At 71.1% G+C, this 26,511-nt stretch carries 23 protein-coding genes and 21 tRNA genes; 10 read left to right on the top strand and 34 right to left on the bottom strand.

Annotation, left to right across the window (positions count from 1 at the left end; all coding sequences use genetic code 11):
- Positions 1 to 30: 30 nt before the first annotated feature.
- Positions 31 to 101 (bottom strand) — tRNA-Gly (locus tag ACFFIA_RS24560).
- A gap of 154 nt (positions 102 to 255) precedes the next feature.
- On the opposite strand from ACFFIA_RS24560, the gene ACFFIA_RS24565 reads away from it, so the two are divergent.
- Positions 256 to 332, top strand: a tRNA-Pro gene (locus tag ACFFIA_RS24565).
- A gap of 195 nt (positions 333 to 527) precedes the next feature.
- Here ACFFIA_RS24565 and ACFFIA_RS24570 read toward each other — a convergent pair.
- The 20 genes from ACFFIA_RS24570 to ACFFIA_RS24665 form a co-directional block, all read right to left on the bottom strand.
- Positions 528 to 598: transfer RNA gene (locus ACFFIA_RS24570), tRNA-Cys, on the bottom strand.
- A 5-nt stretch (positions 599 to 603) separates the two neighbouring features.
- Positions 604 to 675: transfer RNA gene (locus ACFFIA_RS24575), tRNA-Arg, on the bottom strand.
- Position 676: 1 nt separating this feature from the next.
- Positions 677 to 750: transfer RNA gene (locus tag ACFFIA_RS24580), tRNA-Tyr, on the bottom strand.
- A gap of 1 nt (position 751) precedes the next feature.
- Positions 752 to 828 (bottom strand) — tRNA-His (locus ACFFIA_RS24585).
- 2 nt (positions 829 to 830) lie between these two features.
- Positions 831 to 902 (bottom strand) — tRNA-Val (locus ACFFIA_RS24590).
- 11 nt (positions 903 to 913) lie between these two features.
- Positions 914 to 986, bottom strand: a tRNA-Asn gene (locus tag ACFFIA_RS24595).
- 4 nt (positions 987 to 990) lie between these two features.
- Positions 991 to 1,061: transfer RNA gene (locus tag ACFFIA_RS24600), tRNA-Glu, on the bottom strand.
- 5 nt (positions 1,062 to 1,066) lie between these two features.
- Positions 1,067 to 1,138, bottom strand: a tRNA-Val gene (locus ACFFIA_RS24605).
- 2 nt (positions 1,139 to 1,140) lie between these two features.
- A tRNA-Met gene (locus ACFFIA_RS24610) sits at positions 1,141 to 1,216 on the bottom strand.
- 1 nt (position 1,217) lies between these two features.
- Positions 1,218 to 1,288, bottom strand: a tRNA-Lys gene (locus ACFFIA_RS24615).
- A 1-nt stretch (position 1,289) separates the two neighbouring features.
- A tRNA-Ser gene (locus tag ACFFIA_RS24620) sits at positions 1,290 to 1,377 on the bottom strand.
- Between the two features lie 28 nt (positions 1,378 to 1,405).
- Positions 1,406 to 1,478: transfer RNA gene (locus tag ACFFIA_RS24625), tRNA-Arg, on the bottom strand.
- Between the two features lie 4 nt (positions 1,479 to 1,482).
- Positions 1,483 to 1,556, bottom strand: a tRNA-Ile gene (locus ACFFIA_RS24630).
- Between the two features lie 30 nt (positions 1,557 to 1,586).
- A tRNA-Asp gene (locus ACFFIA_RS24635) sits at positions 1,587 to 1,659 on the bottom strand.
- A 40-nt stretch (positions 1,660 to 1,699) separates the two neighbouring features.
- A tRNA-Leu gene (locus ACFFIA_RS24640) sits at positions 1,700 to 1,772 on the bottom strand.
- Positions 1,773 to 1,777: 5 nt separating this feature from the next.
- Positions 1,778 to 1,846, bottom strand: a tRNA-OTHER gene (locus tag ACFFIA_RS24645).
- A gap of 13 nt (positions 1,847 to 1,859) precedes the next feature.
- A tRNA-Leu gene (locus ACFFIA_RS24650) sits at positions 1,860 to 1,933 on the bottom strand.
- Positions 1,934 to 1,970: 37 nt separating this feature from the next.
- Positions 1,971 to 2,408 (bottom strand): HNH endonuclease, encoded by a 438-nt coding sequence (locus ACFFIA_RS24655; RefSeq protein ID WP_377254190.1) that lies wholly within the window; start codon positions 2,406 to 2,408, stop codon positions 1,971 to 1,973.
- A gap of 42 nt (positions 2,409 to 2,450) precedes the next feature.
- Positions 2,451 to 2,523 (bottom strand) — tRNA-Pro (locus tag ACFFIA_RS24660).
- A 115-nt stretch (positions 2,524 to 2,638) separates the two neighbouring features.
- A tRNA-Trp gene (locus ACFFIA_RS24665) sits at positions 2,639 to 2,713 on the bottom strand.
- Positions 2,714 to 3,059: 346 nt separating this feature from the next.
- On the opposite strand from ACFFIA_RS24665, the gene ACFFIA_RS24670 reads away from it, so the two are divergent.
- On the top strand, positions 3,060 to 3,521 hold the full coding sequence (locus tag ACFFIA_RS24670; RefSeq protein ID WP_377254193.1) for an acyl-CoA thioesterase: 462 nt from the start codon (positions 3,060 to 3,062) through the stop codon (positions 3,519 to 3,521).
- Positions 3,518 to 4,765, top strand: a complete 1,248-nt coding sequence (locus ACFFIA_RS24675) for a hydroxyacid-oxoacid transhydrogenase (RefSeq protein ID WP_377254196.1) — start codon at positions 3,518 to 3,520, stop codon at positions 4,763 to 4,765. The genes ACFFIA_RS24670 and ACFFIA_RS24675 overlap by 4 nt, the downstream gene beginning before the upstream one ends.
- Here the strand turns inward: ACFFIA_RS24675 and ACFFIA_RS24680 are convergent.
- Positions 4,749 to 5,603 (bottom strand): alpha/beta fold hydrolase, encoded by an 855-nt coding sequence (locus tag ACFFIA_RS24680; RefSeq protein WP_377254199.1) that lies wholly within the window; start codon positions 5,601 to 5,603, stop codon positions 4,749 to 4,751. The genes ACFFIA_RS24675 and ACFFIA_RS24680 overlap by 17 nt on opposite strands.
- A 148-nt stretch (positions 5,604 to 5,751) precedes the next feature.
- Here ACFFIA_RS24680 and ACFFIA_RS24685 point away from each other — a divergent pair, with 148 nt between their 5' ends.
- Positions 5,752 to 7,506 carry a discoidin domain-containing protein gene (locus ACFFIA_RS24685; protein WP_377254202.1) on the top strand — a complete coding sequence of 585 codons (1,755 nt, stop codon included), beginning with the start codon at positions 5,752 to 5,754 and terminating at the stop codon, positions 7,504 to 7,506.
- 104 nt (positions 7,507 to 7,610) lie between these two features.
- Here ACFFIA_RS24685 and ACFFIA_RS24690 read toward each other — a convergent pair whose 3' ends face one another.
- From ACFFIA_RS24690 to ACFFIA_RS24715, 6 genes are all read right to left on the bottom strand, one after another.
- The gene (locus tag ACFFIA_RS24690) at positions 7,611 to 7,967 is read right to left on the bottom strand and encodes a hypothetical protein (protein ID WP_377254205.1); all 357 of its coding nucleotides are present in this window, start codon (positions 7,965 to 7,967) and stop codon (positions 7,611 to 7,613) included.
- A 235-nt stretch (positions 7,968 to 8,202) separates the two neighbouring features.
- Positions 8,203 to 8,799, bottom strand: a complete 597-nt coding sequence (locus ACFFIA_RS24695) for a GTP-binding protein (RefSeq protein ID WP_377254208.1) — start codon at positions 8,797 to 8,799, stop codon at positions 8,203 to 8,205.
- Positions 8,780 to 9,160 carry a DUF742 domain-containing protein gene (locus ACFFIA_RS24700; protein WP_377254211.1) on the bottom strand — a complete coding sequence of 127 codons (381 nt, stop codon included), beginning with the start codon at positions 9,158 to 9,160 and terminating at the stop codon, positions 8,780 to 8,782. Before ACFFIA_RS24700 ends, ACFFIA_RS24695 begins: the two co-directional genes overlap by 20 nt.
- 13 nt (positions 9,161 to 9,173) lie before the next feature.
- Positions 9,174 to 9,596, bottom strand: a complete 423-nt coding sequence (locus tag ACFFIA_RS24705) for a roadblock/LC7 domain-containing protein (RefSeq protein ID WP_377254214.1) — start codon at positions 9,594 to 9,596, stop codon at positions 9,174 to 9,176.
- Between the two features lie 40 nt (positions 9,597 to 9,636).
- Positions 9,637 to 12,114 (bottom strand): sensor histidine kinase, encoded by a 2,478-nt coding sequence (locus ACFFIA_RS24710; protein ID WP_377254217.1) that lies wholly within the window; start codon positions 12,112 to 12,114, stop codon positions 9,637 to 9,639.
- 241 nt (positions 12,115 to 12,355) lie between these two features.
- Positions 12,356 to 13,933, bottom strand: coding sequence for a prenyltransferase/squalene oxidase repeat-containing protein (locus ACFFIA_RS24715; RefSeq protein WP_377254220.1), 1,578 nt, complete (start codon positions 13,931 to 13,933; stop codon positions 12,356 to 12,358).
- A gap of 79 nt (positions 13,934 to 14,012) precedes the next feature.
- Here ACFFIA_RS24715 and ACFFIA_RS24720 point away from each other — a divergent pair, with 79 nt between their 5' ends.
- Positions 14,013 to 14,918 (top strand): terpene synthase family protein, encoded by a 906-nt coding sequence (locus tag ACFFIA_RS24720; RefSeq protein ID WP_377254223.1) that lies wholly within the window; start codon positions 14,013 to 14,015, stop codon positions 14,916 to 14,918.
- Here ACFFIA_RS24720 and ACFFIA_RS24725 read toward each other — a convergent pair.
- Both ACFFIA_RS24725 and ACFFIA_RS24730 read right to left on the bottom strand, forming a co-directional pair.
- Positions 14,900 to 16,246, bottom strand: coding sequence for a cytochrome P450 (locus tag ACFFIA_RS24725; RefSeq protein ID WP_377254226.1), 1,347 nt, complete (start codon positions 16,244 to 16,246; stop codon positions 14,900 to 14,902). The genes ACFFIA_RS24720 and ACFFIA_RS24725 overlap by 19 nt on opposite strands.
- A gap of 412 nt (positions 16,247 to 16,658) precedes the next feature.
- Positions 16,659 to 17,186: a hypothetical protein gene (locus ACFFIA_RS24730; protein WP_377254229.1), complete on the bottom strand. Its 528-nt coding sequence runs from the start codon at positions 17,184 to 17,186 to the stop codon at positions 16,659 to 16,661.
- Positions 17,187 to 17,288: 102 nt separating this feature from the next.
- On the opposite strand from ACFFIA_RS24730, the gene ACFFIA_RS24735 reads away from it, so the two are divergent.
- A complete protein-coding gene (locus ACFFIA_RS24735) occupies positions 17,289 to 18,518 on the top strand; it encodes a GNAT family N-acetyltransferase (RefSeq protein WP_377254232.1) in 1,230 nt (409 codons plus the stop codon).
- A 25-nt stretch (positions 18,519 to 18,543) separates the two neighbouring features.
- On the top strand, positions 18,544 to 18,897 hold the full coding sequence (locus tag ACFFIA_RS24740) for a hypothetical protein (RefSeq protein WP_377254234.1): 354 nt from the start codon (positions 18,544 to 18,546) through the stop codon (positions 18,895 to 18,897).
- Positions 18,898 to 18,905: 8 nt separating this feature from the next.
- On the opposite strand, the gene ACFFIA_RS24745 is transcribed toward ACFFIA_RS24740, so the two are convergent.
- From ACFFIA_RS24745 to ACFFIA_RS24755, 3 genes are all read right to left on the bottom strand, one after another.
- Positions 18,906 to 19,373, bottom strand: a complete 468-nt coding sequence (locus tag ACFFIA_RS24745; RefSeq protein WP_377254237.1) for a ribose-5-phosphate isomerase — start codon at positions 19,371 to 19,373, stop codon at positions 18,906 to 18,908.
- Between the two features lie 72 nt (positions 19,374 to 19,445).
- Positions 19,446 to 20,645 carry a DUF1015 family protein gene (locus tag ACFFIA_RS24750; RefSeq protein WP_377254239.1) on the bottom strand — a complete coding sequence of 400 codons (1,200 nt, stop codon included), beginning with the start codon at positions 20,643 to 20,645 and terminating at the stop codon, positions 19,446 to 19,448.
- Between the two features lie 64 nt (positions 20,646 to 20,709).
- A complete protein-coding gene (locus ACFFIA_RS24755) occupies positions 20,710 to 21,336 on the bottom strand; it encodes a mycothiol-dependent nitroreductase Rv2466c family protein (protein ID WP_377254242.1) in 627 nt (208 codons plus the stop codon).
- A 176-nt stretch (positions 21,337 to 21,512) separates the two neighbouring features.
- Here ACFFIA_RS24755 and pepN point away from each other — a divergent pair, with 176 nt between their 5' ends.
- The 3 genes from pepN (at position 21,513) to ACFFIA_RS24770 (ending at position 25,787) form a co-directional block, all read left to right on the top strand.
- The gene (gene pepN, locus ACFFIA_RS24760) at positions 21,513 to 24,053 is read left to right on the top strand and encodes an aminopeptidase N (RefSeq protein WP_377254486.1); all 2,541 of its coding nucleotides are present in this window, start codon (positions 21,513 to 21,515) and stop codon (positions 24,051 to 24,053) included.
- A 239-nt stretch (positions 24,054 to 24,292) separates the two neighbouring features.
- A complete protein-coding gene (locus ACFFIA_RS24765; protein ID WP_377254244.1) occupies positions 24,293 to 24,898 on the top strand; it encodes a Uma2 family endonuclease in 606 nt (201 codons plus the stop codon).
- Between the two features lie 133 nt (positions 24,899 to 25,031).
- Positions 25,032 to 25,787 carry a type IV toxin-antitoxin system AbiEi family antitoxin gene (locus tag ACFFIA_RS24770; RefSeq protein WP_377254247.1) on the top strand — a complete coding sequence of 252 codons (756 nt, stop codon included), beginning with the start codon at positions 25,032 to 25,034 and terminating at the stop codon, positions 25,785 to 25,787.
- A gap of 23 nt (positions 25,788 to 25,810) precedes the next feature.
- Here the strand turns inward: ACFFIA_RS24770 and nucS are convergent, their stop codons facing one another.
- Positions 25,811 to 26,470 carry an endonuclease NucS gene (nucS, locus tag ACFFIA_RS24775; protein WP_377254250.1) on the bottom strand — a complete coding sequence of 220 codons (660 nt, stop codon included), beginning with the start codon at positions 26,468 to 26,470 and terminating at the stop codon, positions 25,811 to 25,813.
- Positions 26,471 to 26,511: the final 41 nt, after the last annotated feature.

The raw sequence follows: 26,511 nt of genomic DNA on the forward strand, positions 1-26,511 counted from the left end.
GATCAGGCCGTTGAGCTGCTGAAACTCCAGAGCGGGCGACGGGAATCGAACCCGCACCGTCAGTTTGGAAGACTGAAGCTCTGCCATTGAGCTACGCCCGCGTGCGCCCCGACCAGGCCGGTGCGCGACACCAGCGTACTGGGTCCGGGCGGTCCGGCGCGCGCGGGCATGCGACCCGCGCGTCCTGCGCGTTGTGCGCCTCGGCGCGGGGCGTCGCACAAAACGAATAGGCGACCGCATAGACTTCTGGGCGCACGGGGTGTGGCGCAGCTTGGTAGCGCACTCGCTTTGGGAGCGAGGGGCCGTGGGTTCAAATCCCGCCACCCCGACCAGGAGACTGGAGTGCCGCCCGCACGGACGGCACCCCCGCACAGTTCGGCCACCGCGCACAGACACCTTGCCGTCACGCTGAGTGAAGGAGACGTCGAGCGTGGTGAGCCCCGGTGTCGATCCGGGCGCACCGTCCTTATGAGGGATGGCCGAGCAGCCAGCCCGCGCTCACGGCGTTCCACAGTGGATGGCATCCGAGGCCGAAGCCGGAGTCGAACCGGCGTGTGCCGCTTTGCAGGCGGCTCCCTGACCACTCGGGCATTCGACCGTGCGCGCCCCCGGCTGGATTCGAACCAGCGACCTCGGCCTTCGGAGGGCCGCGCGCTTCCGCTGCGCTACAAGGGCATGGTGCAGGCGGCAGGAGTCGAACCCACGGGCTACTGCTTTACAGGCAGCGCCTCACACCGCATGAGCGCCTGCTTGGGGTAGCTGCGGGGAGTCGAACCCGCGCCTTCCAGAGCCACAATCTGGCGTGCACCACCGGTACACCACAGCCACCGTGCCCGCGGAGGGTGTCGAACCCCCGGCCCCCGCTTTGTAAGAGCGGTGCTCTTCCGTTGAGCTACACGGGCTTGTCGATGCGCTCGGACGCCCGGATTCGAACCGGGATCACGCGGTTAACAGCCGCGGGCCCTACCGTGTTGAGCGACGTCCGACCGATCGCGCGTGCGGGACTCGAACCCGCTTCCCCGACGTGAAAGGACGGGAGCCTACCCATAACCGAACGCGCGACGCGTGCCCCGAGGAGGACTCGAACCTCCGACATCCGCCGTGTCGAGACGGCGCTCTCCCACTGAGCTACCGGGACGGGAGCGAGGGCCGGATTCGAACCGGCGATCTCGGGCTTATGAGACCCGCGGGAACGGCCGAGCTTCCCCACCTCGCAGTACGCCGCCAAGGGATCGAACCTTGCTCCCCGGATTAAGAGTCCGGTGCTAAGCCACTCAGCTAGCGGCGCGTGGCGGAGAGGGTGGGAGTCGAACCCACACGGGCGAAGCCCTACACCGTTTTCGAGACGGGCGCCGGCACCAATCGGCTGGCCTCTCCGAGACTGCTCACACCGGCGGTGTGCGCGTGCCCACGCAGGGAGTCGAACCCCGATCTCAGGTTTCGTAGACCTGCGTCTTCATCCGTTGGACCACGTGGGCGCAGTCCCGCCGGGTGGAGTCGAACCACCTACCTTCGCCTTATCAGAGCGACGCCCTTACCACGCGGGCCACGACGGGATGGAGCATGCGGGCGACGCGCGCCCACCGCGCCGACGGAGGGAATCGAACCCTCGGCCTCTGGATTGACAATCCAGCGCTCTCACCACTGAGCTACGCCAGCATGGTGCGCGACCGCCGTACGCGGGCGGCGGTCGTACCTGTACCCGGAGCAGGAGTCGAACCCGCAACACACCGGTTCTGAGCCGGCGGCCTCTTCCGTTGGGCTACCCGGGCATGCGTGGAGTGACGCGGAGTCGAACCGCGCACGCGGAGCTTGCAAGGCAACGCTGTGCACCAGCACTCACCCCTGGCCGACCTCCGTGCCCTCGGCGCGATTCGAACGCGCACCAACCGCCATCTCGGGACGGTGCCTCTGCCATTTGGGCCACGAGGGCGTGGGCGGCCGGCGCCCCGTGTACGCCGGCCGCGTCATCAGCGCGCGAGCGAGGCCCACGTCGGGGTCACCGGCTCGAAGCGCGGCAGCATGCCCGCCTCGGCGGGGGTGCGGTCGCCCTTGCGCTGGTTGCAGCCTTCACAGGCCGCGATGGTGTTGAGCCACGTGTTCCGGCCGCCACGGGAGCGGGGCAGGACGTGGTCGACGGTCGTGGCGGACCCGCCGCAGTAGGCGCAGCGGTGGCCGTCGCGGACCAGTACGCCCGAGCGGGACCAGGCCGGCCCCGCCGTGTACCGCCACTTCGTCACGACGTACCGCACGAGGCGCACGACCGTTGGCACCGGGTAGATGCCGATCACCCGGTCGGGCTGGGCCTCGTGCACCTCCGCGACACGACGAACGAGCATGCGTACGGCGTGGCGCAGACTGACCCGGTGGAGCGGGCCAAGGTCGGCGTTGACAACCAGGACGTCCACCGGATCCTCCTTTCGCCGTCGGGACAGGTCGGTGTGACACAGTCGGGAACCGGGGAGTCGAACCCCGCGTTTCCTGATCCCAAATCAGGCCCGGTCACCGAGCCGGTCGCTCCCGATCGCACGGCAGGCAGCGCGATACCGCACCTGCCGGGCGCCATTTCTTGTGTCATGCCATCCACTGTGGAGTTTTCAAATCGCGGTGCCATTCTGAGCAATTGCCCAGGGCAAAGCAGGGGTGACAGGATTCGAACCTGCGACCTACGGTTTTGGAGACCGCCGCTCTGGCCGAACTGAGCTACACCCCTATGGGAAATGCCTTGCTGTGCAACGAAAAAGCCGCCCGATCCCGGCGTGGGTGGGCGGCGTGAGCGCTGTGTGTGCGCTACCGTCGCCGCCTGCCCACCAGGGCCGACTTTTCGTTGGCGGATCGATCAATGGGCCAGCCGACATAGGGCATGCCCACGAGACCGCACAGCGATAGCCGCTGCGGTGCGGTAGTGGTGTGCCAGGACATGTCGGTGACTCCTCTGCTGGTCAGTCGTGAAACTGCTGGTCAGTCGTGAAGCTTACTGTGATAACGGTAAGCGGCGATCTCCGCTCGTGCAACAGCCTTTTCGGCTGGGTTCTTCCCGCGTGTGGCACGCTACTCGCGTGGATCCCATCGACGGTGACCCGAGAGCGCTGCGGCGCGACGATTTCCCGGTGCTGCGCGAGCTGCCCACACGGTGGTCCGATGACGACGTCTACGGCCACGTCAACAACGCGGTCCACTACGCGATGTTCGACACCGCGGTCAACGGCTGGCTCATCGACGCGGCCGGCACCGACATCCGCCGCCTCCCCGCGATCGGGCTGGTGGTGGAGACGCAGTGCCGCTACTTCGCCGAGCTGCGCTTTCCGGATGTGGTGACGGCCGGCCTGCGGCTCGAGCGGCTGGGCAACTCCAGTGTGGTCTACCGGCTGGCGCTTTTCGGCCCGCGCGCCGACGCGCCCGCCGCCGTGGGCCGCTTCGTGCATGTCTACGTCGATCGGGAGTCGCGCCGGCCGGTGCCGGTGCCCGACCGCATCCGCGCCGCACTGCGGCTCATCGAGTCCACTGTGGAGAAGACATGACCCGGGAGACCGTCTTCACGTACGCCGCGCCGCAGTTGAAGTTCGGCGCGGGCGCGGCCGACGAGATCGGCTACGACCTGAGTCAGCTCGGCGCCCGGCGCGTGCTCGTCATCACCGACGCGGGCGTGTCCGCGGTCGGCGCGCCACAGCGGGTCGCGGAGGCGATGCGGCGGTTCGGCGTCGAGGCGGAGGTCTTCGCGGGCGTACACGTGGAGCCGACCGACGCCTCCATGCGGCAGGCGGTCGAGGCGGCGCACGCCGGCGGGCCGTGGGACGCGTTCGTGGCGGTGGGCGGCGGGTCGTGCATCGACACGGCGAAGGTGGTCAACCTGCTCACCACCAACCCTGGTGACCTGATGGAATACCTCAATCCTCCGGTCGGCGCCGGGCGTGCCCCTGAGCGGCCGCTCAAGCCACTCGTGGCGGTGCCGACCACGACGGGCACGGGCGCGGAGAGCACGACCGTCTGCGTACTCGATGTGCTGTCACTGAAGCTCAAGACCGGGATCAGCCACGCGCGCCTGCGCCCGACGCTGGCCGTCGTCGACCCGCTCCTGACCGTGACCCAGCCGCCGGAGGTCACCGCGGCGAGCGGCATGGACATTCTCTGCCACGCGCTAGAAAGCTACACCGCCAAGCCCTACACGGCGTACGACGCGAAGGAGCCGCACCAGCGCGTGCCGTACTGCGGCGCGAACCCGGTCGCCGACATGTGGGCGGAGAAGGCGCTCTCGCTCCTCGCCCGCTCACTCTGCACCGCCGTCGCGCACGGCGACGACCTGGCGGCCCGCACCGACATGGCGATGGCCGCGACGTTCGCCGGCATGGGTTTCGGCAACGCGGGAGTACACATCCCGCACGCCAACGCCTACCCGATCGCCGGCGGCGTACACGACTACCACCCCTCGGGCTATCCCGAGGGCGAGCCGCTGGTGCCGCACGGCATGGCGGTCGCGCTCACGGCGCCCGAGGCGTTCCGGTTCACCCATCCGTCCGATCCGGAGCGTCACCGTCGCGCGGCGCGCCTGCTCGGCGGCGAGGACCTGCCGGCCACGCTCACCGCGCTGATGCGCGACATCGGGATCCCCAACGGGATCGGCGCGGTCGGCTACGGCGAGGGCGACATCGACACGCTGGTCGCCGGGGCGCTCAAGCAGCAGCGGCTGCTGACCACCGCGCCGCTGCCGGTCACGGAGAAGGACCTGGCCGGCATCTTCGAGCGATCGGTCAGCCTGTGGGAGTAGCGGTGTGGCCGAGGAGGGCGGGCACCACGATGTCCCATGTGGATGGTGGCAGCGGCTCGTGACCCACGCCGTCGAGCATCAGCAACTGGGCGCGGTTGATCTCGCGGGCGAGCATCACCGCGTGGCCGGGCGGGAAGAACGGGTCGGCGCCACCGTGGATCACCAGCGTCGGCGCGGTCACCTCGCCGAGCCGGTGGCGGGTCGCGCCGCTCCCCTTCACCACCGCATGGTTTTTGGCGGTCGACTCCATGTCGATGGTGCGCGCGACGGCTTGGCGCACGATGCCGCGCACATACGCCTCGTCGAACGCGTCCGGGCCGGCGAAGAGGCGCTGCCCCTCGACCAAATGGTCGACCACCGCCTCCGGGTCTGACCAGTCCGGCTCGGGCGCCGGGTCGGCGAACGCGGCCTCGATGCGCTCCTCCATCCGCGGCAGGTCGTCGTCGGGGCCGGTGCTCGTGGATACCAGAGTCAGCGTCGCGACCCGCTCCGGATGGTCGATCGCCACGTGCTGCGCGATGGCGCCGCCCATCGAGATGCCGACGATGTGGGCGCGGCCGCCGGCGAGGAGGTCGATCAGCCCGACCGCGTCGTCGATCAGGTCATCACCGGTGTAACCGGGGGCGCCGGGCGGATAGGTGACCGAGCGGCCGGTGTCCCGAAGGTCGTACCGGATGACATGTCGCCCGCCCAGGGCGAGCCGCCGGCAGAGGTCGGTGTCCCACCAGTCCATGCTCGCCGCCATGCCGCTGACCAGCAGGATCGGTGGCTCGCCCGGGGCGCCGAAGGTCTCGGTGCAGAGATCCACACCGTTGACGTGCACGATCGCCTCGCCCATGGCCCCAACCTACCTCCGTCCCGGCCGGGCCACCGGGCGAGCGGGGATGAACGCGCTCCGCCTCGGGACACCCCTTGACTAAGAGGCCTTGCATCGACGACGCTCCACGTGTTAGAGAGCGCTCTCTCACCCACGCACGGGAGCTGCCATGCGCCAGAGATCTCGACGTCACCGTCCCCTCATCGCCGCGATCCTCCTTATCGTCGCCGGCTACACGGTGGTCGCCATCGGCACCGCCAACGCGGCCGGGCCGCTCATCTCCCAGGGCCGCCCGGCCACCGCCTCCTCCGCCGAGAACGCCACCATGGCCGCTGCCAACGCCTTCGACGGCAACACGGCCACGCGCTGGTCCAGCACGTTCAGCGATCCACAGTGGATCCAGGTCGACCTGGGCACCACGGCCGTCATCGACCAGGTCGTGCTCAACTGGGAAGCGGCGTACGCGCGCGCCTTCCAGATCCAGGTCTCCACCAACGGCTCGACCTGGTCGACCATCTACAGCACCACATCGGGTACCGGCGGCGTGCAGACGCTCGCGGTCAGCGGCACCGGCCGGTACGTGCGGATGAACGGCACCGCACGCGCCACGCCCTACGGCTACTCGCTGTGGGAGTTCGGCGTGTTCGGCAACAGCACGACGAGCGCCTGCGGCACCGCCAACGCGGCGCAAGGGCGCCCGGCCACCGCCTCCTCCGCCGAGAACGCCACCATGGCCGCCGCCAACGCCTTCGACGGCAACACGGCCACGCGCTGGTCCAGCACGTTCGGCGATCCACAGTGGATCCAGGTCGACCTGGGCGCCTCGGTCGCCGTCTGCCAGGTGGTGCTGAGCTGGGAGGCGGCGTACGCGCGCGCGTTCCAGATCCAGGTCTCCGCCAACGGCAGCACGTGGACCACCGTCCACAGCACCACCACCGGCACCGGCGGCACGCAGACGCTCGCGGTCAGCGGCACCGGCCGGTACGTGCGGATGAACGGCACCGCACGCGCCACGCCCTACGGCTACTCGCTCTGGGAGTTCGCCGTGCGCACCGGCTCGGGCGGACCGGTCACCACGCCACCGCCCACCAGCCCACCGCCGCCCGGCGGCTTCTGGGGGGACACGAGCTCGATCCCGCCGGCGCAGAACGTCGTCATGCTGAAGATCCTCAACCGCACCAACGGCCGGTACCCGGACAGCCAGGTGTTCTGGAGCTACAACGGGCAGACGTACTCGATCGCCGAGCGGCCGTACTTCGACATGCCGGTCAACACCGCCGGCCGGATGTACTTCTACCTCGGCTCACCCAACTCGCAGTACTGGGACTTCATCGAGTTCACCGTCGGGCCGTCGGTCTTCAACGGCAACACCACGCGGGTCGACGCGTTCGGCCTCAAGCTGGCGATGCGGCTGCGCGCGCACGACGGGTACGACGTGTCGGTCGGCGAGGACCTCGCCACGTTCCAGGAGGACCGGGCGGCGACCTTCCAGCGGTTCATCAACGAGATGCCGGCCGAGTTCGACCACCTGGCGCAGATCCAGGCGCCGTACCGCATCCCGTCGCCGGGCCACTCGCCGCAGTTCCAGGCCGGCGGGCAGTACCAGAACTACCTGTCCAGCTACGCCTCGTCGGTCGGCTTCTCGGCGTCCACAACGGACATCTTCGGATGTGCCGGCCCGCTGGCGAACAACCCCGCGATGTGCGCCGCGCTCAACCGGCACGTCGCCCACCTGCCGCAGTCGCAGCAGTCGAACCCGGCGAACTTCTACCAGACGGCGCCGGCCAACTACTACTCGCGGTTCTGGCACGACCATTCGATCAACAAGCTGTCGTACGGCTTCCCGTACGACGACTACGCCGACCAGTCCTCGTTCGTCTCCCGCGCCAACCCGCAGTGGTTGCTGGTGGCCGTGGGCTGGTGACGCACCTCGGGGCCTCCCGCTCGGCGGGAGGCCCCGGGCTCACGGCAGCATCACCGTAGCGGTCCGATCCGACCCGTTACCGGGCCGGCAGGGATGGTCGTCCGTCACGGCGTCCCGTTGACGCCGCACTTGATGATCGGCCGGATGCAGTCGCGCACCCTCCGTTCCAGCTCGGCCTCGGGCCAGGCGTTGAAGAAGTCACCGTGCATGGTGAATCCTCGTCCGGACGAGAGGCGGAACCGGGCCGGATCGCCATTGGCCGGATAGCGGAGCACCTGGCGGAGCTTCGGCACCGGCACGGGGTGCGTGGAGGCACCGACCTCGTTGTGGTGCAGGCACGACCACCGGGAGATCGTGGTCGCGTCGGGGGCGGTGGCCGGGCGTTGCCGGCGGCGCTGGGACCGCCGACCGGGCAGGGCAAGCCCCGGATCAAGACGAGTTATGGCTGCTATCCACGCCACAGGTCGTCTATATCCGGCAGCCGCGCCGTGATCGCCGCGGCGCCGAGAGCCGCTGCCGGGCCCGCCGCTCGCGCCGCTCGTCGGGCAGCGCCGGGGCCGGTGGCGAACTCGTGGATCGGTCCACACCGGGCCCCGGCGGCGGTCAGGACGGCGGGTCGGTCGTCGGCCGTACCAAATGAAATGTCGCGGAGAGTGCCTCGACCAGCGGCGCGCGCCGCGACCCGGCCGGCGGCCCCTACCCGGCCAGGGACGCAGCCGCCTTGGACATCGCGTGCTCCATCAGCGTGATCAGCACGTTTTTGCCGGAGGAGGTCTCCCGCGCGTCGCAGAGCATCAGCGGCACGTCGGGGTCGAGGTTGAGGGCGAGCTTCACGTCCTCGGCGGTGTACTGAGGCGCGCCGTCGAAGCAGTTGACCGCCACGATGAACGGGGTGCCCCGCCCCTCGAAGTAGTCGATCGACGGGAAGCTCTCCGCGAGCCGGCGCGTGTCGGCCAGCACCACCGCGCCGACCGCGCCCATCGAGAGCTCGTCCCAGACAAACCAGAAGCGATCCTGGCCGGGCGTGCCGAAGAGGTAGAGCACGACCTCGTCGGAGATGGTGATGCGCCCGAAGTCCATGGCCACGGTGGTCGTGGTCTTCGCCTCCACGCCGGAGGTGTCGTCGACCCCCACGCTCGCCTCGGTGATCACCTCCTCGGTGCGCATCGGGCGGATCTCGCTCACCGCGCCGACGAGGGTGGTCTTGCCGACCCCGAAACCGCCGGCGATCAGTACCTTGATCGCCATCGGGATGCTGGCGTCCGTCGCCTCCTTAGAGAGAGCGGAGCCCATTGATCACCGCCTTGAAGATCCGCTCCGGGGGCATGTGCGCGGCCGGCTGTGGCTCGCGAGCCAGGATGTATCCCTTGTCCAGCAGGTCGCCGAGGAGCACTCGCACGATGCCCAGCGGCAGCGTGAGGTGGCCGGCGACCTCCGCGACGGAGAGCGGGCGCTGGGCCAGCCGCATGATCGTGATGTGCTCGGGCTGCAGACCCGCTGCGATCGAGGGGACCGACCGCGTCGCCACCACCAGCGAGATCAGGTCGAACTCGCCCCGCGCCGGCGCCGTGCGGCCGCGGGTCATCGCGTACGGCCGCACGACCGGCCCGGCCTCGTCGTCGTGCCAGATTTCCTCGTCCGGCATCTGCGTCATGGGGTCCAAAGGGTCACCTCCCATCGGGTGGGCTCACTGACGACCGCGAGGGCGTCGTGAGGAACTGACCGACCCGGGTCACGAGCATCGCCATCTCGTACGCGACGAGCCCGATGTCCGCGTGTTCGGTCCCGATCACCGCCAGGTTGGCGCGCTGCCCCGCGGCGGTGACGAAGAGGAAGAGCGTGTCCATCTCCACGATGGTCTGGCGCACACTGCCGCCCTTGAACTGGCGGCCGGCGCCCCGCGCGAGGCTCTGGAAGCCGGACGCGACCGCCGCCAGGTGCTCGGCGTCTTCGCGGCTCAAGTCCCGCGACGCGGCGATCAGCAGGCCGTCGGCGGAGAGCACCACGGCTTGTTTCACCTCGTCCACCCGCTCGACCAGGTCGTCGAGCAACCAAGCCAGGTCACTGACGGAACTTGTCGTCTGGGCCACTTGTCGAACCTCTTTCTGAGCTGAACGTGCCGCGCGGGGGTTATGCGGAAGGCTCGGTGTCGCCGGTCGACGCTGACCGATCGGGGGGCGACTGCGGTGGGGTCTCGGCATTGAGGCGCCGCTCCGCCTCCGCGCGGCCACGCCGGGTCGCCGACTGGTAGGACGCCATCATGTTGCGGGTCTGCTCCGGTGTACGCGCGGGCGCCGGTGGGGTCGGCTGTTCCGGGCTCGCCGTCGAATCCCGCAGGGGCGCGGCCAGGCTCGCTTGGCGCACGCGCCACGGCAGGCCGGACGGGGTGAGTGTGACCGCGTCGCGCGGTGTCGGATGGCCACTGCCGTTGGTCGGCGCCGCACCGTCGGTCCGGGCCGGCGGGCGGCCCGCGGTGGGCAGCTCCGCGTCTCGCCGCTCCGGCGAGTTGACCCGGGCCCGCGCGACGATCGGCGTCGGCGAGACGGGCGCCTCCTTCGGCGTGGCGGCTCGTGCGGGCGCGTTGCTCGCCGTCGGCAGGGGGATCGGACCGGAGGGCGCGGGCGCCGGCACGGCGGTCGGGCCAGGCACCGCGGTCGGACCAGGCACCGCGGTCGGACCAGGCACCGCGGTCGGACCAGGCACGGCGGTCGGGCCGGTGGTGGCGGCCGGCGTGGTCGCGCCGTCGGCGGGCGCGCGAAGCGACTGGTAGGTGCGGACCCGGCGGTCGGCCTCGCCGCCGTCGGTGGCCACCGGCTCGTCGGCGGCGCCCTCCGGCAGCTCCTCCGGCGAGTCGGAGACGACAAGGGCGGACGGGATCAGGACGATCGCCATCGTGCCGCCGTACGGCGAGCGGCGCAGGCGCACGTCGATCCCGTGCCGCTCGGCGAGCCGACCCACCACGTACAGCCCGAGGCGGGCGGTGCTGGAGAGGTTGAACTCCGGCGGGTTGCTGACCAGATCGTTGGCTGCGTCGAGCTCCTGCTCGCTCATGCCGAGACCGCGGTCTTCGATCTCCACGACGAAGCCGTTGGCCACCTTCTGCCCACCGACGTTGACCATCGTGTACGGCGGCGAGAACGAGGCGGCGTTTTCGATCAGCTCGGCGAGCAGGTGGATCACGTCGCTGACCGCGCGGCCGGAGAGCGCCGCCACGTCGATCGGCAGCACCGAGACCCGTGTGTAGTCTTCGACCTCGGCGACCGCGCCCCGGACGACGTCGACAAACGGCACGGGGTTGCGCCAGCGGCGGCCCGGCACGGCGCCGGAGAGCACGATGAGGTTTTCCGCGTTGCGCCGCATACGGGTCGCGAGGTGGTCCACCTTGAACAGGTCGGCCAGCTCGTGCGCGTCGGTCTCCCGCCGCTCGATCTCGTCGAGCACCTTGAGCTGCCGGTGCACCAGCGCCTGGTTGCGGCGGGCCAGGCCGAGGAAGAGGTCGCGCACGCCGTGGCGCAGCTCGGCCTGGTCGACGGCGGCCCGGATCGCGGTCTCCTGCACCGCGTTGATCGCCTGACCCACCTGGCCGATTTCGTCGTTACCGAACGTCAGTGGTGGTGACTCGGCCGCCACGTCGACCTTCTCACCCTGGCGCAGCCGCTCGACGACGCTGGGCAGGCGCGTGTTGGCCAGGTCCCACGCGGCGGTGCGGAGGCGTTCGAGCTGGCGGACCAGCGCACGGGCCGTGGTGATGGACATAATGATCGACGCGATCAGGGCGACGAGCCCGAGACCACCGGCCAGGCCGAGCCGGACGACGACGCCGACCGCGGCGGGCGTCGCCCGGTCGACCGTGTCGTCGACGCCGGCGACCACCAGGTCGGTGAACGAGGCGAGCATCGGATCGACCGCGCCCCGCCACGCCTGCGGGCTGACTGCCGGCCGGCCGCTGCCGCCCTCGGCCATCAGGCGGTCTTCGTGCGTCGTGAACTGGCGCATCGCCGCGCCGTTGACCAGCTCGTTGTAGCGAGCCGCGTCGGCCGGATGCAGCTCGGCCACGGCCTCCGCGCGGAGGAACCGCTGCGTGCCGGAGAGCTGGACCAGCCGGGACCGCTCACTCTCGGTCAGCCGCCCGGCCGCGAGCGCGCCGCTCACCAGTGCGTCTTCCTGCGAGATCACCTCGCGGGCACGGGTCAGCTGGACCAGCGTGCGGCCGTCCTTGGCGATCTCCTGGTCGTCGAGGCCGGCCAGCGAGCCGAAGACCCGGAAGCTGGCGTCGATCATGCCGGTGTAGGCGCTGGCGGCGCCGTCTCGGCCGATCTGGCCGGTGTTGATCGCCTCGCGTGCCGGGTCGAGCTCCCCGAGCTGGTCGAACAGCTCGTCGATGCGCTGCTCGGCGGCCTCGCTGGCGGCCAGCCGCACGTCGGTGTCACCGGCCAGCTCGGAGAGCTTGGCCCGGGCCTCGTCGGTCTGGGCCCGCTGGGCGTCCAGCGGACCCCGGTCGGCCCGCGGCCCGCTGCCGAGGTAGACCAGCGAGAGGCGGCGCTCCTGCTGGAGCGCGAGGATCAGCGCGTCGGTGGGACGGCCGTACTTCTGGTCGAGCGTGCTCACCCACAGAAGGTTGAGACCATCACGAGCCGTTACGAACGCCGCGAACGCCCACAGCGCAGCGAGGGAGAGTAGGAGCGCAAAAACCTTGATCCTCACGCGTGAACTGCGGGAACTCATCACACCTGCCCGGGTTGGAATCCTCGCCCGATTCATCGACCTGGCTCAACGGTGCTCGATACTGCCACCGACGGCACCCGAGGGACCGTAGCAGTGTCCCTTACGTCACTCAAGGCCAACTGCGTTACGTCTGTTGGGCGCTTTCGAGTCGTTCGGCGAGTGTCCATACCGTTGGTTCCCGGCCGGCAAGGTGAAGAGCTGCGAGTATTTCTGCTCGGACGATGGCCGCGGGTACGTACAGGTCCTTGTCATGCCACAGTGGAGGATGCGGTTCCCGACCAAAGGTCGCCCGTAAGTATGAATAGCCGCGTGCGGCCGCCCGGGGGATTGCACCATTGCCCCCGCCCGCGGTCAGCAGCAAAATCTGCATCGCGTACGCGGTCTCTTCGGCCGTACCTTCCCAGCGGCCCCACGAGCCGTCCTGACGCTGCGTGCCGACGACCCACTCGCGCGCCTTGTCGACCGCTGCCGCGGCTTGCGGGCCGGTGCCGTAGCGGTGAAGCGAAATGGCACAGCACGCGGTCGCGTAATAGGGCGACGCGTGCCATTTGTCCGCCCATGCCCCCGCCGCGGACTGCTGACCCGCGAGCCAGGATGTCACTTTGTCAATCGCCCGCGCGTACCGCCCGGCGAGTGACGGTGTGCGGATCACCTGCTCCCCCAACGCGTCCAGCACGTGGGCGTTGGCGCTCGTGGAAGCGGTCCGCTCGCCGTGCCAGGTGACGAAGTGGGTATCCGTCTCGTAGGCCGACAGCGCCTCCAGCCCCCGGTCGTCGCCGCACCGGGCCAGCGCCAGCAGTACCGCCGAGGTGGTGTCGGCGTCCGGCGGCAGGCCGGCGCCACCAGGTGTGCCGCGCTCGTCGAGGTGCTCGGCCAGGCCGGCGAGCAGCTCCGGCGGTACGGCCACCTTGATGCCGGCCCGGGCCAGCGTGTTGAGGACCCACGCCCGCTCGAACTGGACGACCGGCACGACGCTCGGCACCGGCCCGCCGTGCCGGTGGACGACGGCTTCGAGGTAGTCGAGCGCGCCGGCGGCCTGATGCCGCGACGGCCCGCCGAGCCACGCCGCGGTGGCCGCGGGCGACGCGCCGACCGTGCCACGGGGTCCGGGCCGGACGGTGACGGCGGCGCGCGCGGCCTCACCTGCCACCTCCAGCGAGTGCAGCAGCTTGGGCGGCACCGGCGCACCGGACCCGACGGCGGCGCGGATGCGGGCCAGGCGCGGCTCGTCCGTCCCCTCGGGTACGGGCAGGCGGGCCCCGGGCGCACCGGCTCCGCCCTCCAGGTGGCGGTTGATGGACGCGACGAGCGCCGGGACGATTATCTCGATCGCCGGAGTGTCTGGCATGGACAGTCGCGAACCGCCGGCCAACCACTGGAAGAGAACGGCCAGCCCTTTCGCCGCCACCGGCTGGAACCGGCTCTCCGCGGTGCCGAGCAACGCGTCCGCCGCGCTCAGCGTGGACACCAGCGCGTACTCGTCCGGGGCGCCCCAGGCACCGTCCGGGCGCTGGGCCGCCGCCAGAAACTCCAACCGGCGCTCGTGCCCGCTCAGCCAGGGCGCCAGCGCGACGAGCCGGCCGGTCTCGTAGACCGATGGGGACAGATACCCCCACGCCTCGTTCGTCAACTGACCAATCAGTTCATGGGCGGCGGCGGCGATATCGGTACCGTCGCCCGATTGGATCACTTCGGTGTCCACGGGGAAAACTCTCGCCTTCGCTTGGGTCGAACGGCCTGGCGCACGAGAATGGATACACCAACCATTGAGGGGAGTCGAAGTGGGAAACCTCACAGTGGACACGGCGGCCACATTGTCCGCAGTGGAGTCCGGACGGGTTTCCGCGGTGGCGGGTCAGGCCCAACGGGATCTGCAGGCCTTCGCCGCGCGTTACCCGGCCCTGTTTCCCGCGAACCCGTTCGATCCGGCCCTGTTCAGTACGGTCACGCTGGCCAACGCTTTCTGCGGACCGTGGCTCAGCGCTGGCGACCTGCGCGTGGCCAACCGCGCCACGCTGTGGGCGTTCGCGCTGGACTGGCAGGTCGACTATCTGGCGCAGTCTCGCGCGGAGGTCACGGACATCGTGCGGCGCTGCCTCGCGGTGGTCGACGGGGAGCCGCCGGCCGCCGACGATCCCCTGGCGCTGCTGCTGGCCGACATCCTGGCGACGCTCTCCGCCGCCCCCGCGTACCCGGCGCTGCGCCCGGCCTGGCGGTTGGAGTTTCAGCGGATGGTCGACGCCATGGCACTCGAGTGGGACTGGCAGGCCAGCCGGACCGCCGGCGACACCACCGCGCTGCCCAGCTTCGAGGACTACCTCGGCAACGCCGACAACATCTGCTTCTCATTCGTGTTCCTCTCCCACTGGGTCAGCACCAGCGGGCCGCCGCCCATCGCCCGGGCGGACGAGGTACTGGCGGCTGGTCGGAAGGTGCAGGAGGTGATCCGGCTGCTGAACGACCTCGGCACCTATGACCGGGACGTGACCTGGGGCGATCTCAACCCGATGATGCTCGGGGTGACCCGCGAGGGCGTGACCGAGCGGATCGGCGTGCTGGTGGCGGAGGCGCTGGCGCTGCTGCGGCCGCTGCGCGCGGAGCAGCCTGAGCTGGCACTGTTTCTGGAGCGGTACATCGACTTCAACAAGGGCTTCTACGGCCTGACCGACTACTGGGGCGACCTGTAGGAGAGCATCACCTCCACCTTGCCCCGAGGGCGGAGCGTCGCCGCCGCCTGGGGCACGACCGGCGCCGCCCCGCGCAGGCGCACCCGGTAGCGGCTGAGCACGATCGCCACGATCAGCTGGGCCTCCACCAGGAAGAAGTGGCTGCCAAGGCACTGGTGCGCGCCGAGCCCGAACGGCACGTACGAGGACGGGGCCCGCCGGCCGGAGCGCTCCGGCCCGAAGCGGTCCGGGTCGAAGTCGTACGGCCGCTCCCAGTACCGCTCCATCCGATGTGTGAGGTACGGGCTGGCCAGCACCGTGCTCCCGGCCGGGATCTCGACGCCGCCGACGACGTCCGCCTCCTGGGCGAACCGAGGGATGATCCAGCCGACCGGGTAGAGCCGGAGCAACTCCTGGAGCACCTGCTTGGTGTAGACCAGTTTCGGCACGTGGGCCGGGCCGGGCGGCTCGTCGCCGACCACGCGGTCGACCTCGTCGTAGACCCGGTCGGCGACCTCGGGATGGTCGTTGAGCAGGATCCACAGCCAGGTGAGCGCCACCGCGGACGTCTCGCTCGCGCCCGCGAACATCGCCACCACGTCGTTGCGGACAAGCTCCTCGTCGAGCGGGTCACCGTTTTCGTCGCGGGCCCGGCACAGCAGGGAGACGAGGTCGTCTCCGGTCGCCCCCTCCCGCTTGCGCTGGCGGACGATCGGGGTCACGATCGCGTCCGCCTGCCGCACGGCACGCATGAAGGCGCCGTCGCCCGGCAGCGGCACCGAGTCGGGCACGAAGGGCAGCAGCAGCCGCGGCCCGATCGAGGTGAAGCCGCCGGTGACCGCGTGCCCCAACCGGTCGGCGTCCTCCGTGGACATCCCCTTACCGATGAAGACCCGGATGAGCGCGCGGTGGATGATCCGGGTCATCTCGAGCCGCGTGTCGATCGGCTCCTCGGCGCGCGCGTACGGGTCGAGCTCGTCGACGGCCTCGGTCAGCGCCGCGGTGAGCTCGCCCATGATGGTCGCCACGTTGCGCGCCGAGAAGACCGGGAGCATGAGCTGGCGGCTGCGCGCCCAGTCGGGACCATCCATGCCGAGCCCGTTGCCGAAGAGGCGGCGCAGCGGCTTCCACAGCATGCCGTCGCGCGTGTAGTTGTCGGCGCGGTCGCGCAGCACGTGCTGCATGTCTTCGGGGCGGCTCACCAGGTATGGCCGGTGCAGCCCGAGGTTGAGTTGGACCACCTCGCCCCCGGTGTCCCGGCCGATCGCCGCGAAGGCGCGGAGCGGGTCTCGGGCGAGGGCGGGGAGGGTGCGGTGGATCGGGATGCGGCGCGCCTTTCGGCCACGCACGGCATCGACGCCGGACGACATTGTGGAGACCCCCTCAACCCCCGTGCGTGACGCCTTGCACCCTCAGGATCACTCAAGGCAATCTAGAAATGCCGCCCATGGAAGTTGTTTGAGCACTCACTCAAACATCAGACATTTCGGACTATCGATGTCCATCATAGCCCGGTCAGGGACTTTACGCCCTCAGGCTCACGATCGGGAGGCGCCGGCCGCCTTCCGCCCCTGCCGCCGGAGCCGGCTCGATTTCGTGCGGAACCGCGCGGACCAGACCCGCTCCCGCCTGCCCTGGGACGGGCTGGTGGACGCGGAGAATGCGGCTGCGGGAGCAGCGGCCTGGGCCGCGACGGACGTCGCGGTAGCCCAAATCTTTCTGAAATGGCTTCTCTTGCCGGCGCAGCGGCTCGGGCGTGGGTCAGAAAAGCCCGCGGACCCAGTTGACCGCGTCCATGACCCACTCGGTCTGGCGCAGGTAGGCGATGCCGACGCCGGTCAGGAAGAGCCCGGTCACCAGGTGGGCGCCCCGGGCGCTGCGCCGGACCCGGCCGAGCTGGCGCTCCAGCACGATGCGGCCCACCAGGCGCAGGAGGGCGAAAAGGCCGGCGGCCACCGCGAGCGAGAGCACGAACGTGAGGACAGGGCTGGTGAGGTCGCCTCGGGTCGAAATCGCCCAAATGCCCCAGCAGACGAACGCGACCAGCGCGCCGAAGACGGTCCAGCCCTTGCCGATCCGCCACTGCCCCCGCTGGTAGCCGTGTGGGGCCCACCGGGGCTCCACCTCGGGCTCCGGCCAGCCGGTGCCGGTCGGCTCGTGCGGCGCCGCCGGTGGCCGGCCCTGATCCCGCGGCTGGACCTGGGCGACCCCGCGCTGGTAGGACTGCGGCGACGGCTCCGGTGAGAGGTCCACCGTCCGCTCGGCCCACGGCTGCGTCTGGTCTGCCATGATCTGCCTCCCCCGACCGAATCCTCATATCCGAGGGTACTGACGGCGAGCGACGCGACAAACCGGTCGCCCGGACTGCCATCCATCGGTTACACAGAACGGATGACGGACGCCGACCTGCCCCTCCGCCAAGCCACGCCCGACGACTTCGCCAAGGTGTCCGCCCTGCTCTTCGGCCTGTTCCACCGGGCCTTCGACCCGGCGACGCACGATGTCGAGCGGCGGGTCTGGGAGCCGGAGCGGGCGCTCGTCGTCACCGACGGGGACGACATCGTGGGGCACGCGGTCGCCATGACCCGTGACCTGACCGTGCCCGGCGCCGTACTCGCCGCGGCACACGTCACCGGCGTCGGCGTGGCCCCCACGCACCGGCGGCGCGGGCTGCTCACCCGGCTGATGCGGCGGCAGTTCCAGGACGTACGCGACGCCGGGCGCGAGCCGATCGCCGTGCTGTGGGCGAGCGAGGGGCGGATCTACCCCCGCTTCGGGTACGGGTTCGCCTCCGCCAGGCTGGAGCTCACGATCGACGCGCGTGAGGTGGGGCTGCCGGCGGCCACCGCCGCACACCAGCTCCGCGCCGGCACACCGGCCGACCTGCTGGCCGAGATGACCAAGGTGTACGACACGCTGCGCCCCGACCGCCCCGGCTGGTCGAGCCGGGACGAAGACTGGTGGGCCCAGGTGCTCGCGGACCCGCCGGCGCAGCGCCGGGATGCCACCGAGCTGCGCGCGGTCGTGCACGAGGGCGAGGGCGGGCTCGACGGGTACGCGCTGTGGCGGAGCAAGTCCGGCTGGAGCGCCACCGGCCCCGACGCCGAGGTGCACGTGACCGAGGTGGCCGCCGCCGACCCGGTGGCGTACGCGGCGCTGTGGCGCTTCCTGCTCGGCATCGACCTGGCCCGCCGCGTGCGGTACAGCTTCGCCGCCCTGGACGAGCCGCTGCTGCACCTCGTCAACGAACCCCAGCGGCTCGGTACCCACTACTCCGACGGGCTGTGGGTGCGCCTTGTCGACCTGCCGGGCGCGCTCTCCGCCCGGCGGTACGCCTCCCCGGTCGACGTGGTGTTCGAGGTGAGCGACCCGATCCTGCCGGAAAACTCCGGCCGCTGGCGGCTCGTCGGCGGCACCGACCGGGCGGCCTGCGAGCGTACGTCGGCGGAGCCCGATCTGGCCTGCGGGGCCGTCGACCTGGGCGCGGCGTACCTGGGCGGCACCTCACTGGCCGCGCTCGCCACCGCCGGCCGCGTACGCGAGCTGCGCCCCGGCTCACTCCTCCCGGCGAGCACCGCGTTCGGCTGGCACCGCCTGCCGGTGGCGCCCGAGGTTTTCTGAGCCGTCAACGGGTACGGTCGAGCGCATGGCGGATCCTGAGCGCAGGCGGCGCCGGTTGCGGCAGGGGTCGGCCCGCCCGCGTCCCCCGGACGACCACCGCGAGCCGCCCGACCCCGACGCGGCCGCCTCCGTCGTGACGCCCGAGGTGCTCGACCCCGAGCCGCCGCCCGCCCGCAGCGTGGCCGACGACCGGGATACCGAGCGCGGGCTGCGCGGCCTGGTCGGCTCCGGGTCGTCGCAGGTGGGCATCAGCGCGGCGATGCGCGCCCGAGACGCCGCCCGGCCGACCGATGCCGACCTGGCCGAGGCGCGGGAGCGGCTGGTCATCGTACGGCGCAACTGGGTGCCGCGCGACGATCCGCCCCGCGGCACCCGCTGACCTCGCACTCACGGCAAGGGCGGCAGCTCCCGGCCCTCCTCGTACACGGCGACCTGCTTGATCCGCCGCGCGTGGCGCTCGCTCCCGGAGAACGTGCTCGTCAGAAACGCCTCGACGATCGCGGTGGCCTCGTCGATCGTGTGCTGGCGGGCGCCGATCGCCACCAGGTTGGCGTCGTTGTGCTGGCGGGCGAGCTGGGCCGTCTCCACATTCCAAGCGAGGGCGGCGCGCGTGCCGGCCACCTTGTTGGCCGCGATCTGCTCACCGTTGCCCGAGCCGCCGATCACGATGCCGAGGCTGCCCGGGTCGGCGACCACTCGGGCGCCGGTGTGCAGGCAGAACGCCGGGTAGTCGTCTTCGGGGTCGAAGGTGTGCGGCCCGACGTCGACCGTCTCGTACCCCTGCTTGCCGAGGTAGTTGACGAGGTGCACCTTCAGCTCGTAGCCGGCGTGGTCGGATCCCAGGTAGACGCGCATACGGGGCAGTCTGTCAGGCGGACAGCACCGCGCGCAGACCGGCCGCCACCTGGTCGGCCGCCCCGCGCGGCCTCACGCCAGCTGGGTCAGGACGAGACCGCCCCGCGCCTTGGGCGTGAACCAGGTGCTCTTGCGGGGCAGCTTCTGCCGGGCCAGGTTGACCGAGACGAAGTCGTCGACGGTCACCGGGGCGATCAGGATGGCCAGCTCGGCACGGCCCGCGTCGACCTCGCCGGCGAGCCATCTGGCCGGGTAGTCGCCGCCCACGTAGGTGATCCGCTTGTCGCCCGGGTCGAGCCCCAGCGCCTCGCGGAGGACGACCCGCTCGACCAGAGCGTGGTCGAGGTTGTCCACCGCGCTCGCGCCCGGGGTCGGCGGCAGCGTGACGGCGTGCACCTCGCCGCCGGCGTAGAGGTGGACGGTGCCGCCGGCGGCCGGGACCGAGGCGGGGCCGGGCACCGCGCGGACCTCGGCGCCCGCCGCGCGCAGGCGGTCCAGCAGCTCGGGTACGGGCACGGTCAGCTCGCTGACCAGCCGGTTGTACGGCTGGATGGCGACCGACCCGGGCGTGGTGACCACCGCGAGGAAGCGCGGGAGGCCGCCGGTCTGGGCGGCGAGGCTGCGGTGGTTGCCGTCGGCCACGACCAGCTCGCCGCCGCCGGCCAGAGCGGTCAGCTCGTCCTGCTCGGGGCCAGGGCCCACCAGCCACACCGCGTGCGTGCGCCCGGCCTGGTCGACGTCGGTCGCGGCCGGGGCGCCGGCCCGGTCGGTGGCCGCGGCGAGCGCCGCGTGCAACTCGTCGCCGCGGGCGGTCTGGAGCAGGAGTACGGGCGAGAGCAGGTGGCCGGTGGCCTTGGCCAGCGCCACCCGCTCGCGCACCTTCTCGATGAAGACGTCTTCGTTGCGGATCACCAGGCCGGGCTCGTCGGCGCTGGTCGAGATCTGGGCGGTGTCGACCATGGCGAAGATGCCGTACGCCGGTGCCTCGCCGGGCGCGGTGATCCGGTAGAGGGCGATCACCTGCTCGGCGGGCGTGTAGCTGCCGTCCGCCTTGGCCTCGGCGAGCCGCTCGACGGCGACCGGGAGCGCCTCGGCGAAGCTCCTGCCCACGCTCTCCGGCGCCCGGTGCGGCATCTCGACGGCCAGGGCGCTGTGCGGGTTGTCGGCGATGATCGAGGTGATCTCGGCGTCATCGGCGAACTCGTCGTAGTTTTGCGCGCCGGTGCCGCCCGTGGTGATCCAGGCCCGGGAGATCGGGTGCACGATCGTCATAGTGCGTGACGGTACCGTCGCGCATCGGTGTGACGACCGACACCCTGAGGGCGTCCCAGGGCGCTCAGTCGAAGAGCGGTTTGGCCTCCCGTGTGCGCTTGATCTCGTAGAAACCGGGGGTACCGGCGACCAGCAGCACGCCGTCCCAGAGCTTGCCGGCGGCCTCTCCCTTGGGCGCCGGAGTGATCACCGGGCCGAAGAACGCGATCTTGTCGGCGCCGCCCGGACCGGGCGCGTGGATGACGGGGGTACCCACGTCCAGACCCACCGGCTTCATGCCGGCGTCGTGGCTCTGGCGCAGCGCCTCGTCGTACTCCGTGGAATCGCCCGCCTTGACGAGGTCGGGGTCGAGGCCGGCGTCGGTAAGCGCCGCCCGGTAAAGCTCCGGCCCCCGCTCCTGCCCGCCGGGATGGATGCGGGTCCCGAGCGCGGTGTAGAGGTCGCGCAGGACCTGCGGGCCGTACGCCTGCTCGGCCGCGACGCAGATCCGCACCGGCGCCCACGCGGTCTCCATCATTTGGCGGTAGGAGTCCGGGAGGTCCCGTCCCTCGTTGAGCACGGAAAGGCTCATCACGTGGAACTGGATGTCGATCGGGCGGACCTTCTCCACTTCGAGGAGCCATCGCGAGGTGAGCCAGGCCCAGGGGCAGATCGGGTCGAACCACATGTCAACAGATGAACGCTCAACCATGGGTCCATCCTGCTCCCGCGAACCGGGGACGGCATCCAGGTCGGTTCGTGAACTGGGCCACCCCCTGTTCTGTGACGTTGGCATGACAGACTCGTTCGACGGGCTGTCGACCAGGACCGTCCGGAGCAGGCTGTCGACGACGACGGCGGAAAGGCAGGAGACCAACCGTGGCCGGAGTGCGCAACCTGACCCAGGTAGAGGCGGCCGAACGGGCCCGCCTGCTGGAGGTCACCGGATACGACATCACCCTGGACCTGTCTCGCGCCGGCGCCGGCGACCAGACCTTCCGCTCCATTACACAGGTGACGTTCCGCTGCACGGAGCCGGGCGCCACCACATTCATCGAGGTCGCCGCCGAGCGGGTGCGCTCCGCCCAGCTCAACGGCCAGCCGGTCGACATCTCCGCCTGGTCCGCTGAGGGCGGTCTGGTGCTCGCCGGCCTCGCCGCCGACAACACGCTCGTGGTCGACGCCGACTTCTTCTACTCCGCCAGTGGCCAAGGGCTGCACCGCAGCGTCGACCCGGTGGACAAGGAGGTCTACCTCTACTCCCAGTTCGAGACGGCCGACGCCCAGCGGGTCTACGCCTGCTTCGACCAGCCCGACCTCAAGAGCGTCTACACCTGGCACGCCACCGTGCCGAGCCACTGGAAGGTCGTCTCCAACGCACCGGTCGCGACGGTAGCCGAAAACGGCGAGGTCAAGACCGTCCACTTCGCCCAGTCGGCGCGCATGAGCACGTACATCACCGCGCTCTGCGCCGGCCCCTACCACGAGGTGCGATACCAGCACGACGGCATCGACCTCGGATACTTCTGCCGCGCCTCGATGTCCCAGCACATGGACGCCGACGAGCTGCACACCATCACGACCCAGGGCTTCGACTACTTCCACCGCCAGTTCGGCGTGCGCTACCCGCTGCCGAAGTACGACCAGCTGTGGGTCCCCGACTTCAACGCCGGCGCGATGGAAAACTTCGGCGCCGTCACGCACGCCGAGGCGCACTACATCTTCCGGTCGCAGGTCACCGACTTCGAGCACGAGCAGCGGGCCAACACGATCCTGCACGAGCTGGCCCACATGTGGTTCGGCAACCTGGTCACGATGCGCTGGTGGAACGACCTGTGGCTCAACGAGTCGTTCGCCGAGTGGGCGAGCCACTGGTGCAACACCAACGCGACCCGCTTCTCCGACGCGTGGACCACCTTCCTCTCCGTGCGGAAGAACTGGGGCTACCGGCAGGACCAGCTCTCCTCGACCCATCCCGTGTACTGCGAGATGCCCGACCTGGCCGCGGTCGAGGTCAACTTCGACGGCATCACGTACGCCAAGGGCGCAAGCGTGATCAAGCAGCTCGTCGCGTACGTGGGCGAGGACGCCTTCCTGGCCGGCCTCCGCTCGTACTTCGCCCGTCACGCGTGGGGCAACGCCACCTTCGACGACCTCCTCAGCGAGCTGGAGTCGGCGTCCGGGCGGGAGCTGCGCAAGTTCGCCGCGCAGTGGCTGGAGACCGCGCAGGTCAACACGCTCCGGCCGACGGTCTCGCTCCGGCCCGACGGCACGTACGAGTCGGTCTCCGTGCTCCAGGAGGCGCCGGCCGAGTACCCCGTGCTCCGTACGCACCGCATCGGCGTGGGCCTCTACGACCTCGTCGGCGACCAGTTGGTGCGCCGCGAGCGGCTCGAGGTCGACGTGACCGGCGAGGAGACGCCACTCCCCCAGCTCACCGGCGTACGGGCGGCCGACGTGTTGCTGATCAACGACGACGACCTCACGTACGCCAAGCTGCGGCTGGACGAGCGTTCGATGGCCACCGTGGTGCAGCACATCGCCGGCTTCGAGTCCTCGCTCGCCCGGGCGCTGTGCTGGGCGGCCGCGTGGGACATGGTGCGCGACGCCGAGCTGGCCGCCCGCGACTACGTGGCGCTGGTCGTGGCCGGGCTCCCCGCCGAGCGCGACATCAACCTGGTCACCGCCACGCTCCGGCAGGCGCAGAGCACGCTGTCGTTCTACGCCGACCCGGCCTGGGCGCCCACCGGCTGGGCGAGCCTCGCGAGCGCCGCCCGCAACGCGGTCGCGGCGGCCGAGCCGGGCAGCGGCTTCCAGCTCGCCTGGGCCCGCGCGTACGCTTCCGCCTCCCGCGACGCCGCCGACCTGGCGGTGCTCCACGGCTGGCTCGACGGTGCCGGCGTGCCCGAAGGGCTGACCATCGACACCGAGCTGCGGTGGTCGCTCGTGCAGTCGCTGTCCGCGAAGGGCGTGGTCGGCGCCGACGATATCGAGGCGGAGTTGGGGCGCGACCGCACCGCCAGTGGCGAGCGGGAGGCGGCGTTCGCCCGCGCACTGCTGCCCACGGCGGAGAGCAAGGCCGAGCTGTGGCGGCGGCTCACCGGCACCGAGGCGCTGCCCAACTGGGAGCACCGGGCGCTGCTCCAGGGGTTCCAGCACCCGACCCAGGCGGAGCTCACCGCGTCGTACGTCGGGCCGTACTTCGGCACCGTCCGCCAGGTGTGGGACCGGCGCGACAGCGAGCCGGCGCAGGAGTTCGTGATCCTGGCCTACCCGGCGTACCAGGTCAGCGAGGCGACCGTGGCGGCCACCGACGAGTGGCTGGCGCAGGAGGGGCATCCCGCTCCGCTGCGCCGGCTGGTCGCGGAGGGCAAGGACGGGGTCGTCCGCGCGCTCAAGGCCCGCTCCCGGGACGCGGCGGCTTCGTAGGCGCCGTTTCGCTTTCGACACGGGCGCCCGCTTCTGGCGGGCGCCCGTTCGCTTGGCCGGTCCGCGGGCGCTCGCGCCGGCGGACGTGGGCGGGATCGTGGACCGCGGAGGGTGCGGCTGCGGGAGCAGCGGCCCGGACCACGACGGACAGAGCGGTAGCCCAGGTCTGTCTCGTTGCCTAGATCAACTAGCGCGACGCGCGAGCGTCGGTAGGCTGAGGCACGAGGAGGTGGTTCAGCGTGGCACCCCGACTCGAGGCGCCGGACCGGCCGTGGATGGAGACCGACCTGCGCGCGATCCCCCGAGACAATCACCGCTACGAGATCATCGATGGCGCGTTGCACGTCAGTGCCCCACTCGACGACGACCACCGGCGGTTGGTCGAGCACGTGGCCGGCGACCTGCGCACGGCCGTACCGCCCGGTTGGACCGTCACCAGCGGCGTCGGCCTGCACGCGGGCGCCAGCTACCTGACCCCGGACGTCACCGTGCTGCTCCCCGGCACGCCCAAGGGCGGCACCTGGGTCGAGTCGGCCGATGTCGCGCTCGTGGTCGAGGTGGAGTGCCCGAGCAGCCGCCGTTTCGACCGGTGCGTCAAGCCCGGCCTGTACGCCGACGCCGGCATCGACGCGTTCTGGCGGATCGAACGCACCAGCAACGGCCCGGTGGCGCACCTCTACGCGCGCGCCGCTGTTGGTCACTACGACCTGCACCGGAGCGTCAATCCTGGGGAGTGCGTGACGGCCGAGCTGCCGTACGCGGTGCAGGTGGCGCCGGCGACCTGGCCCATGCCGTCGTCGTCCGGAGCGGCGTCGCCCAGACCGGCGGCGTCGCGGGACGACTAGGCCCTGTCGCAAGATGGCTAGGCCCCTAGCAGATGAGGGCTTGATCGGGGCGTTTTCCACAGGCTGCCCCGCTGTCCACAGGTAGGCGGCGGGCGGTGGCGGCCGGCCGGTGGGCGGGCCGATCCTGTCCGTCATGAGCGACGTGTACGACGAGGCCGCCCAGCGCGTGGCGACCGGGGCCGACCTCGATCGCCTCCGCGCGGCGGTCCGGGTGCTGCCGCCAATCGCGGTGCTGACCCACCACACAGCCGCGATGCTCTACGGCTTCGGCGTCGTCCCGACCGACGCGCTGCACATCGCGCTCCCGGCCGGCGCCCCCATCCCGCAGCGGCGGGGCGTCGCCGCGCATGGGGCGGTGCTCCCTTTCGCCGACGTGCGCGACGTGTTCGGGCTGCGTTGCCTCGGCCCGGCCCGGTGCGCGGTCGACCTCGCCCGGCAGCTCGACCGCCTCGACGCGCTCGCCGTGCTCGACGCCGCCCTGCGTGTGGGCGCCTGCACCGCCGAGGAGCTGACCGACGAGGTGCTCCGGCACGACCGCCTCCGCGGCGTGCGGCAGGCCCGCGAGCTGGTGCGGCTCGCCGATCCGCGGGCGACCTGCCGGCAGGAGAGCCACCTGCGGCTGATCCTGCACGACGGGCTTCTCCCGGCGCCCGAGCCGCAGCTCGCGGTGCACGACGAGGCAGGCGGGGTCCGGTGCCGGATCGACCTCGCATACGCGGAGGAGCGGGTCGGCGTCGTCTACGACGGCGACACGCGCTTCGACCAGTCCCGGCACAACTGGCTGGAGACCCGGGGCTGGCGGCTGCGTTACTTCACCGACGACGATCTGTACAAAGACCCCGACCACGTGGTCCAGACCGTCCGCGCCGCGCTCTACCATCCGCGATGAGCACGGCCGCCCGGCTCCCCCGATCAGAAGAGGGTCAGCTCGTCGCGCTCGATGCCGCGCAGCTTGTCGTAGTCGACGACAACGCAACGGATGCCCCGGTCCTCGGCCAGCACGCGCGCCTGCGGCTTGATCTCCTGTGCGGCGAAGACACCGGCCACCGGCGCGAGCAGCGGGTCGCGGTTGAGCAGCTCGAGATAGCGGGTCAGCTGCTCCACGCCGTCGATCTCCCCGCGGCGCTTGACCTCGACCGCGACGGCGGCGCCCGCGGCGTCCCGGCAGAGCAGGTCGACCGGCCCGATCGCGGTCATGTATTCGCGCCGCACCAGCGTGTAGCCGTCACCGAGCGTGGTCGGGTTGGCGGCCAGCAGCTCCTGAAGGTGCGCCTCGACACCGTCCTTCTGGAGGCCCGGGTCGATGCCCAGCTCGTAGGAGGTGTCCTGGAAGATCTCCTCCAGCGTGATGCGCAGCTCCTCGCCGGCCTTGTTGACCACGCGCCACACGCCGGGCGCCTCCTCCAGACGGCAGGGCGGACTCATCCAGTTGAGCGGCTTGTAGGCCCGGTCGTCGGCGTGGATCGACACCGACCCGTCCGCCTTCACCATGAGCAGCCGCGTAGCCGGCGGCAGGTGTGCCGAGAGCCGTCCGACGTAGTCCACCGAGCACCGCGCAATCACCAACCGCACCCGAAGAGACTAGCCAAGCGGGCGCGCCCCGCCCCGCAGGC

The sequence above is a fragment of the Phytohabitans kaempferiae genome (assembly GCF_042433955.1).
Lineage (GTDB): Bacteria > Actinomycetota > Actinomycetes > Mycobacteriales > Micromonosporaceae > Phytohabitans > Phytohabitans kaempferiae.